Origin of the sequence: Azonexus sp. R2A61 (assembly GCF_021401135.1) — a bacterium.
Classification (GTDB): domain Bacteria; phylum Pseudomonadota; class Gammaproteobacteria; order Burkholderiales; family Rhodocyclaceae; genus Azonexus.
Window position 1 is genome coordinate 19,805 of sequence record NZ_JACBFO010000007.1, and the last position, 12,755, is coordinate 32,559.

The window sequence follows — 12,755 nt, forward strand, 5'->3', positions numbered from 1 at the left end:
ATAGGGTTTGTAATGGAAGTTGTATAGATTTGAAGGAGTTATTTATGAGCGAATGCGCTTCCACGGCGTGTGGCTGCTCGGCTGGGCCGATCATCCAACCCACGACACAAGCCCCAGCGACAACCGGATCGGCTCAAGCGGTGTATCGCATCGAGAACATGGACTGCCCCACGGAAGAGGCGCTGATCCGAGGCAAGCTGGTCGGGCTGGCGGGGGTGGTTGGTCTTGAGTTCAACCTGATGCAGCGTACTTTGGCCGTTCGGCACGAACTGCCTTCGTTGTTTCCCGTTGAGCAGGCGCTAACCGCCATCGGCATGCAAGCCGTGCGCATGGATCAGGCATCGACCGGGCAAACGACCAAGCTGTCCATTACCAAAATGGATTGCCCGACCGAAGAGACGTTGATCCGCAACAAGCTCGGTACCATGGCCGGAGTTGCCGATCTCGATTTCAACCTGATGCAGCGCACGCTGTCGGTACGCCATGCGGACCAGGTTCTGCCGGACGTGCTCGCGGCACTGCAAGCGCTTGGATTCGAGGCGCAGGTGTTGGACACCGCAGAGGCCGCATCGCCATCCGCATCCCTTGTGACCACGCCGACCAACTGGTGGCCGCTGGGCATCTCCTTTGTAACTGCATCGGCGGCCGAGGCGGTCTACTGGCTCCACAACGGCAATCATTGGTCGGTCGTCGTTCTGGCGCTCGTCGCGGTCTTCACCGGCGGTCTGTCCACCTACAAGAAAGGTTGGATTGCGCTCAAGAACCGTAATCTCAACATGAACGCCCTGATGTCGATTGCCGTCACGGGTGCCATGTTGATCGGGCACTGGCCCGAGGCGGCAATGGTGATGGTGCTTTTCGCGCTGGCCGAGGTGATCGAAGCCAAGTCGCTGGATCGCGCCCGCAATGCCATCCGTGGCCTGCTCGACCTGACCCCGGAACAGGCCACGGTGCAGCAGGCTGACGGCACATGGCGCGAGGTGGGTGCAAAGCAAATTGCCATCGGTAGCCGCGTCCGGGTCAAGCCAGGTGAGCGCATCGCCCTGGATGGTGAGGTGCTGGAAGGCCGCTCTGCCGTCAACCAAGCCCCGATCACGGGTGAAAGCCTTCCGGTCGAGAAATCCCCCGGTGATCCGGTGTTTGCGGGCACGATCAACGAATCCGGTTCATTCGAGTACCGCGTCACCGCCGTGGCCAGCAACTCCACATTGGCCCGCATCATTCACGCGGTAGAGGCTGCCCAAGGAAGCCGTGCGCCGACTCAGCGCTTTGTCGATCAGTTCGCCCGCTGGTACACGCCCATTGTTTTCGGTGTTGCCATCGCCGTCGCGTTGTTGCCACCGCTGTTCATGGGTGCGGCATGGCTCGACTGGATTTACCGTGCATTGGTTCTGCTGGTGGTCGCCTGCCCGTGCGCACTGGTGATCTCTACGCCGGTCAGCATCGTCAGCGGCCTGGCCGCTGCCGCCCGCCACGGCATTCTCATCAAGGGCGGCGTCTATCTGGAAGAAGGCCGCAAGCTGCGCTGGCTGGCTCTGGACAAGACCGGCACGATCACGCACGGCAAGCCCGCACAGACCGATTTTGTCACTTGGGGCAATGCACTCGCCGCAAACAGCCGCAGCATCGCTGCCAGTCTGGCGGCTCGTTCCGACCACCCTGTATCCAAAGCGGTGGCACAAGCCGCGCAGACGGATGGGGTTGCCTTACTCGACGTAGCCGAGTTCAGCGCGCTGCCCGGTCGGGGCGTGCAAGGCCAAATCAACGGTGAGACCTACCATCTTGGCAACCAGCGGATGCTCGAAGCGCTGGGGCAATGCACACCAGAACTGGAACAGCGCATCGCGGCGCTGGAAACCATGGGTAAAACTGTCGTGATGTTGGTCAGCGCAAAAGGGGTTCATGCCTTATTTGCCGTAGCGGACACCATCAAGGAAAGCAGCAGGAGCGCCATTGCCGAGCTTCATGCACTGGGCATCAACACCATGATGCTGACCGGCGACAACCCCCACACGGCACAGGCCATTGCCGCACAAGCCGGGATCGACAGTGCGCAAGGCAATCTGCTCCCAGACGACAAACTGCGCGAAGTTGAGCTACTGGCCATAAAGGGCAAGGTCGGCATGGTCGGTGATGGCATCAACGATGCCCCGGCCTTGGCGCGTGCGGACATCGGCTTTGCCATGGGAGCGGCTGGCACCGATACCGCCATCGAGACCGCTGACGTGGCCCTGATGGACGACAACCTGGGCAAGATTCCGACCTTCGTGCGCCTGTCGCGTGCGACGGCGCAGGTGCTGATGCAAAACATTGTGCTGGCCCTTGGCATCAAGGCAGTATTTCTGGTGCTGACCTTCACGGGTCAAGCGACCATGTGGATGGCGGTGTTTGCTGATATGGGGGCCAGCTTGCTCGTCGTTGGCAATGGCTTGAGGCTGTTGCGCAAATGAGCTGGAAATTCTTTCTCTACGACTGGGGTGGTCTAAACATCGCGTTGTTCCAAGCCATCAACATGAGCACACCTGCAGCGCTGGAACCGCCGGTATCGTTCTTCAACCTTGTGATAGGCAACTACTGGACTGCACCACTGATGCTCTTGGCGATGTGGGGATGGTCAAAGTCGGCACCTGACCCAACGCGGGCCGATGCCATCCGGTACAGACTCAGAGTCTTTAGCGTGGCCTTTGCGTTGGCATTTCTCGTCGCCACCATCTTGAAGCTATGGATCGACTTTCCACGCCCGCCTGCCGTTTTTGGCGACATGGTGCGCGTTATCGGGGGCATCGAACGACACTACAGCCTGCCCAGCGGGCATGCCACCTATGCCGCGCTGGTGGTCGGCGCGCTCTGGCCTTTGATAGGCCGTCGTGGCCGCATCGGCTTGGTGTTGTACGCCGCATTGGTCGGTTGGTCACGCATCGCAGCCGGAATGCACTTTCCTGCCGATGTGCTGGCGGGGTGGGTACTTGGATTGAGCTGCACGGCGCTCGCCGGGTGGCTGATGCCGCTGGCCGCCCCTGTGTGGCAATCGGCTCGCCGCACATCGACTTGGGTCTGGTTCGCAGTGGCCGCCAGTTCTGTCATGACAGATCAGCTCGCAAAGTTCGCCATCACCCGCACGTTTGCCTACGGTGAACAGGTCGAAGTCAGCACCTTCTTCAACATTGTCCATGTCCTGAATCCCGGCGCGGCATTCAGCTTTCTGGCGAACGCTGGCGGCTGGCAACGTTACTTTCTCATGGCGCTGGGTCTGGTCGTTTCTGCTTGGCTGGGCCGCATGCTGTGCCAGCAGCGGCCACGCCTTGAAGCGGTGGGCTACAGCCTGATCCTTGGTGGTGCGCTCGGCAATGTCGTGGATCGTGTGCTGCGTGGATCGGTTGTCGATTTCCTCGACTTCCATTGGCAGCTTGTGCACTGGCCCGCCTTCAACCTCGCTGATGTGGCGATAACTATCGGAGCGCTCTGCCTGTTCTTGACGGTTGTACCGAAAAGCAGTAGAGGCACAGAGGCCGATGTGTCCGGTTAAGCTATACCCTAACTTGGCGTCAAGTGCTGCACTCGAAATGCGTCAGGATAGAGTATTAATGAATATTTATTGACACATGTAGCAAAGGCTTATAAATTCTTTCCTGACACATTTGTGCAGGAGACACCCTTGAAAGGTCAACGCATCGGGTACGTGCGGGTCAGCAGCTTCGATCAGAACCCGGATCGCCAGCTTGAGCAGGTCCAGGTGGACAAGGTATTCACCGACAAGGCGTCGGGCAAAGATACGCTGCGCCCGCAGCTCGACACGCTGCTGACCTTCGTGCGCGAAGGCGATACCGTGGTGGTGCACAGCATGGATCGCCTGGCGCGCAACCTCGATGACTTGCGCCGCCTCGTGCAAAAGCTCACCAAGCGCGGCGTACGAATTGAGTTCGTCAAGGAATGCCTGACCTTCACCGGCGAGGATTCGCCGATGGCCAATCTGATGCTGTCCGTGATGGGTGCATTCGCCGAATTCGAGCGTGCCCTGATCCGCGAGAGGCAGCGCGAGGGCATTGCGCTGGCTAAGCAGCGCGGTGCCTACCGGGGCCGCAAGAAAGCCCTGTCGCCAGAGCGTGCGGCCGAGTTACGTCAACGGGCCGACGCAGGCGAACAAAAGTCGAAACTGGCGCGCGAGTTCGGCGTCAGTCGGGAGACCCTGTATCAATACTTGAGAACGGATCAGTAAATATGCCTCGTCGTTCCATCCTGTCCGCCGCCGAGCGGGAAAGCCTGCTGGCGTTGCCGGACACCAAGGACGATTTGATCCGGCATTACTCGCTCAGTGATAGTGACCTTTCGATCATCCGGCAGCGGCGCGGGCCTGCGAACCGGTTGGGCTTCGCGGTGCAGCTTTGCTACCTGCGCTTTCCCGGCATTCTCCTTGGCGTCGATCAGCCGCTGTTCCTGCCCTTGCTGAAACTGGTCGCCGACCAGCTCAAGGTCGGTGTTGAAAGCTGGAACGACTACGGGCAGCGGGAACAGACCCGGCGCGAGCACCTGGTCGAACTGCAAACGGTGTTCGGCTTCCAGCCGTTCACCATGAGCCATTACCGACAGGCCGTCCACACGCTGACCGAGCTGGCCATGCAGACCGACAAAGGCATCGTGCTGGCCAGCGCCTTGATTGAGCAACTGCGGCGGCAGTCGATCATCCTGCCCGCGCTCAACGCCATCGAGCGCGCCAGTGCTGAGGCCATCACTCGCGCCAACCGACGCATCTATGAAGCCCTGTCCGAGCCGCTGTCGAACGGACACCGGCATCGCCTCGACGATCTGCTGAAACGCCGCGACAACGGCAAGATGACCTGGCTGGCCTGGCTGCGTCAGTCGCCTGTCAAACCGAACTCCCGCCACATGCTCGAACACATTGAGCGCCTCAAAGCCTGGCAGGCCCTCGACCTGCCTTCTGGCATCGAGCGGCTGGTTCACCAGAACCGGCTGCTCAAAATCGCCCGCGAGGGCGGCCAGATGACGCCCGCCGACCTGGCCAAGTTCGAGCCGCGGCGGCGCTACGCCACCCTCGTGGCGCTGGCCATCGAAGGCATGGCCACCGTCACCGACGAAATCATCGACTTGCACGACCGCATCCTGGGGAAGCTGTTCAACGCCGCCAAGAACAAGCATCAGCAGCAGTTCCAGGCTTCTGGTAAAGCCATCAACGCCAAGGTGCGACTGTACGGGCGCATCGGTCAGGCGCTGATCGACGCCAAACAGTCAGGCCGCGACCCGTTCGCGGCCATTGAGGCCGTCATGTCCTGGGACGCTTTCGCCGAGAGCGTCACCGAGGCGCAAAAGCTCGCGCAGCCCGATGACTTCGACTTCCTGCATCGCATCGGCGAGAGTTACGCCACCTTGCGCCGCTACGCGCCGGAATTCCTTGCCGTGCTCAAGCTGCGGGCCGCGCCCGCCGCCAAGGGTGTGCTTGATGCCATCGAGGTGCTGCGCGGTATGAACACCGACAACGCCCGCAAGGTGCCAACCGATGCCCCGACCGACTTCATCAAGCCGCGCTGGCAGAAACTGGTGATGACCGACGCTGGTATCGACAGACGCTACTACGAACTGTGCGCCCTGTCGGAACTCAAGAACTCCCTTCGCTCGGGCGACATTTGGGTGCAGGGTTCGCGCCAGTTCAAGGACTTCGAGGACTACCTGGTGCCGCCCGATAAGTTCACCAGCCTCAAGCAGTCCAGCACATTGCCGCTGGTCGTTGTCACCGACTGCGACCAATATCTGCACGACCGGCTGACCCTACTGGAAACGCAGCTTGCCACCGTCAACCGCATGGCGGCGGCCAACGATCTGCCCGATGCCATCATCACCGAGTCCGGCTTGAAAATCACGCCGCTGGATGCGGCGGTGCCCGACACCGCGCAGGCGCTGATCGACCAGACGGCCATGATCCTGCCACACGTCAAGATCACCGAATTGCTGCTCGAAGTCGATGAGTGGACGGGCTTCACCCGCCACTTCACGCACCTGAAATCGGGCGATCTGGCCAAGGACAAAAACTTGCTGCTAACGACGATCCTGGCCGACGCAATCAACCTGGGCCTGACGAAGATGGCTGAGTCCTGTCCCGGCACGACCTACGCCAAGCTCGCCTGGTTGCAAGCCTGGCATACCCGCGACGAAACCTATTCGACGGCGCTGGCTGAATTGGTGAACGCCCAATTCCGGCATCCCTTCGCCGAGCATTGGGGCGACGGCACCACGTCATCATCGGACGGCCAGAACTTCCGCACCGGCAGCAAGGCCGAGAGTACCGGCCACATCAACCCGAAATATGGCAGCAGCCCAGGACGGACGTTCTACACCCACATCTCCGACCAGTACGCGCCGTTCCACACCAAGGTGGTAAATGTCGGCGTGCGCGACTCCACCTATGTGCTCGATGGCCTGCTGTACCACGAGTCCGACCTGCGCATCGAAGAACACTACACCGACACGGCGGGCTTCACCGATCATGTCTTTGCTCTGATGCACCTCTTGGGCTTCCGCTTCGCGCCGCGCATCCGCGATTTGGGAGACACCAAGCTCTACATTTCCAAGGGCGAAACCGCCTATGACGCGCTCAAGCCGATGATCGGCGGCACGCTCAACATCAAGCATGTCCGCGCCCATTGGGACGAAATTTTGCGGCTGGCCACCTCGATCAAGCAGGGCACGGTGACGGCCTCGCTGATGCTCAGGAAGCTCGGCAGTTACCCGCGCCAGAACGGCCTGGCCGTCGCCCTGCGCGAGTTGGGCCGCATCGAGCGCACGCTGTTCATCCTCGACTGGCTGCAAAGCGTCGAGCTGCGCCGCCGTGTGCATGCCGGGTTGAACAAGGGCGAAGCCCGCAACGCACTGGCCCGGGCCGTGTTCTTCAACCGCTTGGGCGAAATCCGCGACCGCAGTTTCGAGCAGCAGCGCTATCGGGCCAGCGGCCTCAACCTGGTGACGGCGGCCGTTGTGCTGTGGAACACGGTCTATCTGGAGCGCGCAGCGCAAGCGTTACGTGGCAATGGCCATACTGTCGATAACGCGTTGTTGCAGTACCTGTCGCCGCTCGGCTGGGAACACATCAACCTGACCGGCGACTACCTCTGGCGCAGCAGCGCCAAGATCGGCGCGGGCAAGTTCAGGCCGCTACGACCATTGCAACCGGCTTAGCGTGCTTTATTTTCCGTTTTCTGAGACGACCCCCGCCAGAACGGCAATGGGTGGCGAGAGAGTCGGCTGCCGTTTACCGTTTGCCGCAGCAGCGCGACTATCTGGAGCGAGAGGCACGCAACATCTCGCTGGGGCTGGCTGGCGAAAGTTTTGTCGTGAATTTCGAGCATCTCCGCTTGCGTGCTGCCGGGCAGGACAAACTGGCCGACAAGGTCGAACATGTCTCCCAAAGCCAGGGCGATGGTCTCGGTTTCGACATACTTTCTTTCGAAACGGATGGTCGCGAGCGTTTCATCGAGGTCAAAACCACCGCGTTCGGTAAGGAAACGCCGTTCTTCATCAGCCAGAACGAAGTCGGTTTTGCCCGGGAGAACGCCGAGCAATTCCATCTTTACCGACTTTTCGATTTTCGTCGCAATCCGCGCTTGTTCGATCTGCCCGGCGTCGTCGAACAGCATTGCCAGATGAGCCCGAGCAACTACATCTGCCGCTTCGCGTAAGGTCCATCCAGAGCCAAGTCCCAAGGCTGAGGGCTTGGCAATTACCGCCTGTTAGAATCCGTCCCTTTTGGCCGCCCTGAATTCCATGAGCAAAACCGCCGACAGCCCCAAACACACGCCCATGATGGTCCAGTACCTCGGGCTCAAGGCGAAGCATCCGAACACCCTGCTCTTTTACCGCATGGGCGACTTCTACGAGCTGTTCTACGAGGACGCCGAGAAGGCGGCGCGGCTGCTCGACATCACGCTGACCACGCGCGGGCAATCGGCCGGGGTGCCGATCAAGATGTGCGGCGTGCCGTTCCACTCGCTGGAGCCTTATCTGGCGCGGCTGGTGAAGCTGGGCGAGTCGGCGGTGATCTGCGAGCAGATCGGCGATCCGGCGACCAGCAAGGGGCCGGTCGAGCGGGCCGTGGCGCGCATCGTCACGCCGGGGACGCTGACCGACGCTTCGCTGGTCGACGACAAGCAGGATCTCTGGCTGCTCGCCGTGACCACCCTGCGCAACACCGCCGGTATCGCCCGGCTGAACCTGGCCAGCGGCGAATTCATCCTGATCGAGGTGGCGGCCGAGCAGATTCCGGCGACGCTGGAGCGCATCCGCCCGGCGGAAATCCTCTATCCGGAAAGCTGGACTCCCAATTTCGGCATCGACGTGGCGCGCACGCGCCAGCCGGACTGGTATTTCGATTTCGACTCGGCCAAACGCCTGCTCTGCGAGCAGTTCGAGGTCGCCTCGCTCGCCGGTTTCGGCGCCGAGGGCCTGAAGCCGGCGATTGCCGCAGCGGGCGCGCTGCTCCAGTACGCGCAGGCGACGCAATCGGGCAAATTGCCGCATTTGCGCGGGTTGACCGTGGAAATCGAGGGCGCCTATCTCGGCCTCGATCTCGCCACCCGGCGCAATCTGGAACTGACCGAGACCTTGCGCGGCCAGCCCTCGCCGACGCTGTTCTCGCTGCTCGACAACTGCGTCACCAGCATGGGCTCGCGCCTGTTGCGCCACACGCTGCACCACCCGCTGCGCGACCGCACGATTCCGGCCGCCCGCCACGGCGCCGTCGAAGCGCTGCTCGACGATTACGGTCGGCTGGCCGGCGAGACCAGAAAAGCCCTGCGCGGCATCGCCGACATCGAGCGTATCGCCGGCCGCATCGCGCTGCGCAACGCCCGGCCGCGCGACCTCGCCAGCCTGCGCGAATCGCTGGCCCGGCTGCCGGAACTGCGCGCGCCGCTGGCCGGCACGCCGTCGGCTTTGCTGCAGCAAGCGTTCGCCGAACTCGAAACGCCGGCCGATGCCCTCGACCTGCTGGTCCGCGCCATCGCCGCCGAGCCGGGCGCCCAGGTGCGCGACGGCGGCGTCATCGCGCCGGGCTTCGACGCCGATCTGGATGAGTTGCGCTCGCTCAACGACAACTGCGGCGCCTTCCTGGTCGATATGGAAGTGCGCGAACGCGAGCGCACCGGCATCGCCAGCCTCAAGGTCGAGTACAACAAGGTGCATGGTTTCTACATCGAGGTCACGCACGCCAACGTCGACAAGATTCCCGACGACTATCGCCGCCGGCAGACGCTGAAGAACGCCGAGCGCTACATCACGCCGGAGCTGAAGGCCTTCGAGGACAAGGCGCTGTCGGCGCAGGAGCGTTCGCTGGCGCGTGAAAAGCTGCTCTACGAGGGCATCCTCGACGCGCTGCTGCCGGTCGTGCCGACGCTACAGACGATCGCCCGCGCCGTTGCCCAGCTCGACCTGCTGGCCGGTTTTGCCGAGTCGGCGCTGAAGCGCAACTGGTGCAAGCCTGAATTTGCCTCGGAAACGCAGTTGACCGTGGAAGGCGGCCGTCATCCGGTGGTCGAGAACGAACTGGCGCAAAGTGCCGAAACCTTCATCGCCAACGACTGCCTGTTAGCAGAAAGCCGGCGGCTGCTGCTGATCACCGGTCCGAACATGGGCGGTAAGTCGACCTACATGCGCCAGGTCGCGCTGATCGCCCTGCTCGCCCACATCGGCAGCTTCGTGCCCGCCGACCGCTGCGTGCTCGGCCCGCTCGACCGCATCTTCACCCGCATCGGCGCTTCCGACGACCTCGCTTCCGGCCGCTCGACCTTCATGGTCGAGATGACCGAAGCCGCCGCCATCCTGCATCACGCGACCCACCAGAGCCTGGTGCTGATGGACGAGATCGGGCGCGGCACATCCACGTTTGATGGCATGGCCCTGGCCTTCGCCATCCTGCGCCACCTGATCGACAAGAACCGCAGCCTGACGCTGTTCGCCACGCACTATTTCGAGCTGACGCGGCTGTCGCACGAATATTCCGAACTGGCCAACGTGCACCTCGGTGCCGTCGAGCACAACGACCGCATCGTCTTCATGCACGCCGTCGAGGAAGGCCCGGCCAACCAAAGCTACGGTATCCAGGTTGCGGCGCTGGCCGGGATTCCCGCTGCCGTCGTACGGGCAGCGAGAAAACAGCTGCGCGAGTTCGAGCAGCGCGCTGCGGTCGACCCGCTGCAACCCGATCTTTTCGCCCAGGATTTTCCGGCCGAGCCAGCCGCCGAGGAGGCGCCGGAACCGCATCCGGTGGTCGAGCATCTCGCCGCCATTGATCCGGACAGCCTGACGCCGCGTGAAGCGCTGGATGCGCTGTACGCCCTGAAAGGGCTGTTGAAATGAGCCGTCGACGCCGGCTTGCGGTCGACCTGCATTTTTTCCTGAAAATCCTGTCGACCGCAGCATTGCTGCTGGCGGCACCCTTGTTGCAGGCCGAGGTCTGGCGCTTCGCGCTGATCGGCGACGTGCCCTACTCCGCCCGTGAACGCGCCGAGCTGCCAAAGATGCTCGACGCCATTGCCGCTACGCATGTCGATTTCGTCGCCCATATCGGCGACATCAAGCACGGCGCCGAACGTTGCGACGATGCGCTGTTCGAGGATCGTCACCGGCTGTTTGACGGCACGCCGATGCCCTTCGTGCTGGTCCCCGGCGATAACGAGTGGACCGATTGCGACCGCTTGAGCAACGGGGCTTACGATCCGCTGGAGCGCCTGGCCAGACTGCGCACGCTGTTCTGGCCGGACGATCGTTCGCTCGGCCAGCGCAAACTGAAACTGGAACGCCAGCCCGGGGCCTACCCCGAGCACGCCCGCTTCCGGCTCGGTCCCGTCCTGTTCGTGACGCTGAACATTCCCGGCGGCAACAACAACTGGGGGCTGACCGACACGCCGCGTGCCGAGTTCCAGGCCCGCAACCCGGTCGTCCTCGACTGGCTGCGCGACAGCTTCGCACTGGCCCGGCGCGAGAAACTGGCCGGTATCGTGCTGCTGTTCCAGGCCAATCCCGGGTTCAAGTTCCTGAGTCAGGGCTATCCGCCGCGCGGTTACCGCGAATTTCTTGCCCTGCTGCGCGAAGAAACCCGGCGTTTTCCGGGCCAGGTCGTGGCGGTGCATGGCGATACCCACATGTCGCGCGTCGACCAGCCCTTGCGCGACGAGCAGGGAAAGCTGCTGGCCAATTTCACCCGGGTCGAAACCTTCGGCTATCCGGTGATGGGCTGGACGCGCGGCGTCATCGACAGCCGTTCGCCGACGCTGTTCCGCTTCGAAACCCATCCCTGGCCGCCGAAAACGACGCCCTGACCGGCCGCCCATGAAAAAGCCCGCCGGGCTGGCGGGCTTTTTTTACCGTTTGCTGCGGTCGACCGCAGCCGGGCTCAATCTTCGTCGTGCTCGTGGCCGCCCTGGCCGTGCACGTGACCGTGCTCGACTTCTTCGGTGCTGGCCGCGCGGATGGCCGTCACCGTGCAGGTGAACACCAGCGCCTGGCCGGCCAGCGGATGATTGCCGTCGAGCACGACCTTGTCGTCGGTGACGTCGGTCACGCGATAGATCACGAAATCATCCTCGCCGCCATCTTCCGGTCCGCCTTCGAACTGCATGCCGACCTGCAGTTCCTTCGGGAAGTCCTTGCGCGGCTCGATCTGCACCAGCTGCGCATCGTATTCGCCGAAGGCTTCGTCCGGCTGCAGCTTGACCTGCACCGATTCGCCGACGCCCTTGCCCTGCAGCGCTTCCTCGATCTTCGGGAAAATGTCGTCGTAGCCACCGTGCAGGTAAACCAGCGCCTCGCGGCCTTCGTCGACGACTTCGCCGTCCGGGTCGGTAACGTGGTAGTCGAGCGTGACGACCGAATTCTTGGCGACTTGCTGAATCATGAATCGAGTTCCTTCAACAGGCGCAGCACTTCCTGTGCGTGGCCCTTGTAATTGACGTTGTACAACGCATGGCGGATGACGCCCTTGCGATCGATGACAAAGGTGGAGCGGACGATGCCTTCCTTCTTCTGGCCGTCCACTTCCCGGGTCTGCCATACCCCGTACTGCCTGCAGACGCTGGCGTCCGCATCGGAAAGCAACGCAATGCCGATGCCCTCCTTGTCCCGGAAATCCTGATGCTTCAGGTAATCGTCCCGGTTGATGCCGAACAGCACGCAGTCGCGTTGCCGGAAATCGACATCGTGATCCGAAAAATCGGTCACTTCCTTCGTGCAACCCGGTGTGCCGTCTTTCGGATAAAACAGCAGCACCACATTCTGCCGGCCCAGATAGCGGTCGAGGTCGACCGTTTCCAGATCGGCATCGGGCAGGGAAAATCTCGGAGCCTTATCGCCTTGCTTGAGCAGCATGTCCGTTCTCCTTGGGCGCCCACCGGGCCTTTTGGAAACGATTCTAGCGGAGCGATTTGCCGAATACTACCGGGGTTGGCGGTTTTTTCCGGCGATTATTACGGCGTCCTGGCCGCCGGTTTTTCCGGAATCTGGACGAAGGTTTCGTCCTGCTTGATCATCCCCAGTTCGAAGCGGGCCCGTTCCTCGATGGCGTCATAGCCCTGCTTGAGGTCGCGGACTTCGGCATCGAGGCCCGCGTTACGGATTTCCAGCTGACGGGTTTCTTCCTTCTGCGTCTTCAACTGACGGTCGTACTCCCAGACCTTCAGCCATCCTCCCTTCCCCAGCCAGAGCGGGTACTGCAGGAAAACGACAAGGGCCAGCAGGCCGACCGTCAGCCAGCGCAT

General features: G+C 62.3%; 10 protein-coding genes. 7 read left to right on the forward strand and 3 right to left on the reverse strand.

Annotation, left to right across the window (positions count from 1 at the left end):
* Positions 1 to 44: 44 nt before the first annotated feature.
* The 7 genes from L0962_RS17425 to L0962_RS17455 all read left to right on the forward strand — a co-directional run bounded on the left by L0962_RS17425 (position 45) and on the right by L0962_RS17455 (position 11,321).
* Positions 45 to 2,450: a heavy metal translocating P-type ATPase gene (locus L0962_RS17425; protein WP_008063280.1), complete on the forward strand. Its 2,406-nt coding sequence runs from the start codon at positions 45 to 47 to the stop codon at positions 2,448 to 2,450.
* The gene (gene lspA / locus L0962_RS17430; RefSeq protein ID WP_008063278.1) at positions 2,447 to 3,526 is read left to right on the forward strand and encodes a signal peptidase II; all 1,080 of its coding nucleotides are present in this window, start codon (positions 2,447 to 2,449) and stop codon (positions 3,524 to 3,526) included. The genes L0962_RS17425 and lspA overlap by 4 nt, the downstream gene beginning before the upstream one ends.
* Positions 3,527 to 3,655: 129 nt before the next feature.
* A complete protein-coding gene (locus L0962_RS17435; protein ID WP_012806060.1) occupies positions 3,656 to 4,216 on the forward strand; it encodes a recombinase family protein in 561 nt (186 codons plus the stop codon).
* A gap of 2 nt (positions 4,217 to 4,218) precedes the next feature.
* The gene (locus L0962_RS17440) at positions 4,219 to 7,185 is read left to right on the forward strand and encodes a Tn3 family transposase (RefSeq protein WP_234087816.1); all 2,967 of its coding nucleotides are present in this window, start codon (positions 4,219 to 4,221) and stop codon (positions 7,183 to 7,185) included.
* A gap of 50 nt (positions 7,186 to 7,235) precedes the next feature.
* Positions 7,236 to 7,685: a DUF3883 domain-containing protein gene (locus L0962_RS17445; RefSeq protein WP_234087818.1), complete on the forward strand. Its 450-nt coding sequence runs from the start codon at positions 7,236 to 7,238 to the stop codon at positions 7,683 to 7,685.
* Between the two features lie 85 nt (positions 7,686 to 7,770).
* Entirely contained in the window at positions 7,771 to 10,359 is a 2,589-nt protein-coding gene (gene mutS, locus L0962_RS17450) for a DNA mismatch repair protein MutS (protein WP_234087820.1), read from the forward strand.
* On the forward strand, positions 10,356 to 11,321 hold the full coding sequence (locus tag L0962_RS17455; RefSeq protein WP_234087822.1) for a metallophosphoesterase: 966 nt from the start codon (positions 10,356 to 10,358) through the stop codon (positions 11,319 to 11,321). Before mutS ends, L0962_RS17455 begins: the two co-directional genes overlap by 4 nt.
* 74 nt (positions 11,322 to 11,395) lie before the next feature.
* On the opposite strand, the gene L0962_RS17460 is transcribed toward L0962_RS17455, so the two are convergent.
* The 3 genes from L0962_RS17460 to ftsB all read right to left on the reverse strand — a co-directional run bounded on the left by L0962_RS17460 (position 11,396) and on the right by ftsB (position 12,755).
* Complete coding sequence (locus L0962_RS17460; RefSeq protein WP_234087824.1) at positions 11,396 to 11,896, reverse strand: peptidylprolyl isomerase; 501 nt, start codon at positions 11,894 to 11,896, stop codon at positions 11,396 to 11,398.
* Positions 11,893 to 12,363 carry a peroxiredoxin gene (locus tag L0962_RS17465; RefSeq protein WP_234087943.1) on the reverse strand — a complete coding sequence of 157 codons (471 nt, stop codon included), beginning with the start codon at positions 12,361 to 12,363 and terminating at the stop codon, positions 11,893 to 11,895. The genes L0962_RS17460 and L0962_RS17465 overlap by 4 nt, the downstream gene beginning before the upstream one ends.
* A 101-nt stretch (positions 12,364 to 12,464) precedes the next feature.
* A complete protein-coding gene (gene ftsB, locus L0962_RS17470; protein WP_234087826.1) occupies positions 12,465 to 12,755 on the reverse strand; it encodes a cell division protein FtsB in 291 nt (96 codons plus the stop codon).

Excerpts from the sequence above, each read along its gene's own strand:
- lspA (WP_008063278.1), top strand. The coding sequence starts at position 2,447 with ATGAGCTGGAAATTCTTTCTCTACGACTGGGGTGGTCTAAACATCGCG.
- L0962_RS17425 (WP_008063280.1), top strand. The coding sequence starts at position 45 with ATGAGCGAATGCGCTTCCACGGCGTGTGGCTGCTCGGCTGGGCCGATC.
- L0962_RS17440 (WP_234087816.1), top strand. The coding sequence starts at position 4,219 with ATGCCTCGTCGTTCCATCCTGTCCGCCGCCGAGCGGGAAAGCCTGCTG.
- ftsB (WP_234087826.1), bottom strand. The coding sequence starts at position 12,755 with ATGCGCTGGCTGACGGTCGGCCTGCTGGCCCTTGTCGTTTTCCTGCAG.
- mutS (WP_234087820.1), top strand. The coding sequence starts at position 7,771 with ATGAGCAAAACCGCCGACAGCCCCAAACACACGCCCATGATGGTCCAG.
- L0962_RS17455 (WP_234087822.1), top strand. The coding sequence starts at position 10,356 with ATGAGCCGTCGACGCCGGCTTGCGGTCGACCTGCATTTTTTCCTGAAA.
- L0962_RS17460 (WP_234087824.1), bottom strand. The coding sequence starts at position 11,896 with ATGATTCAGCAAGTCGCCAAGAATTCGGTCGTCACGCTCGACTACCAC.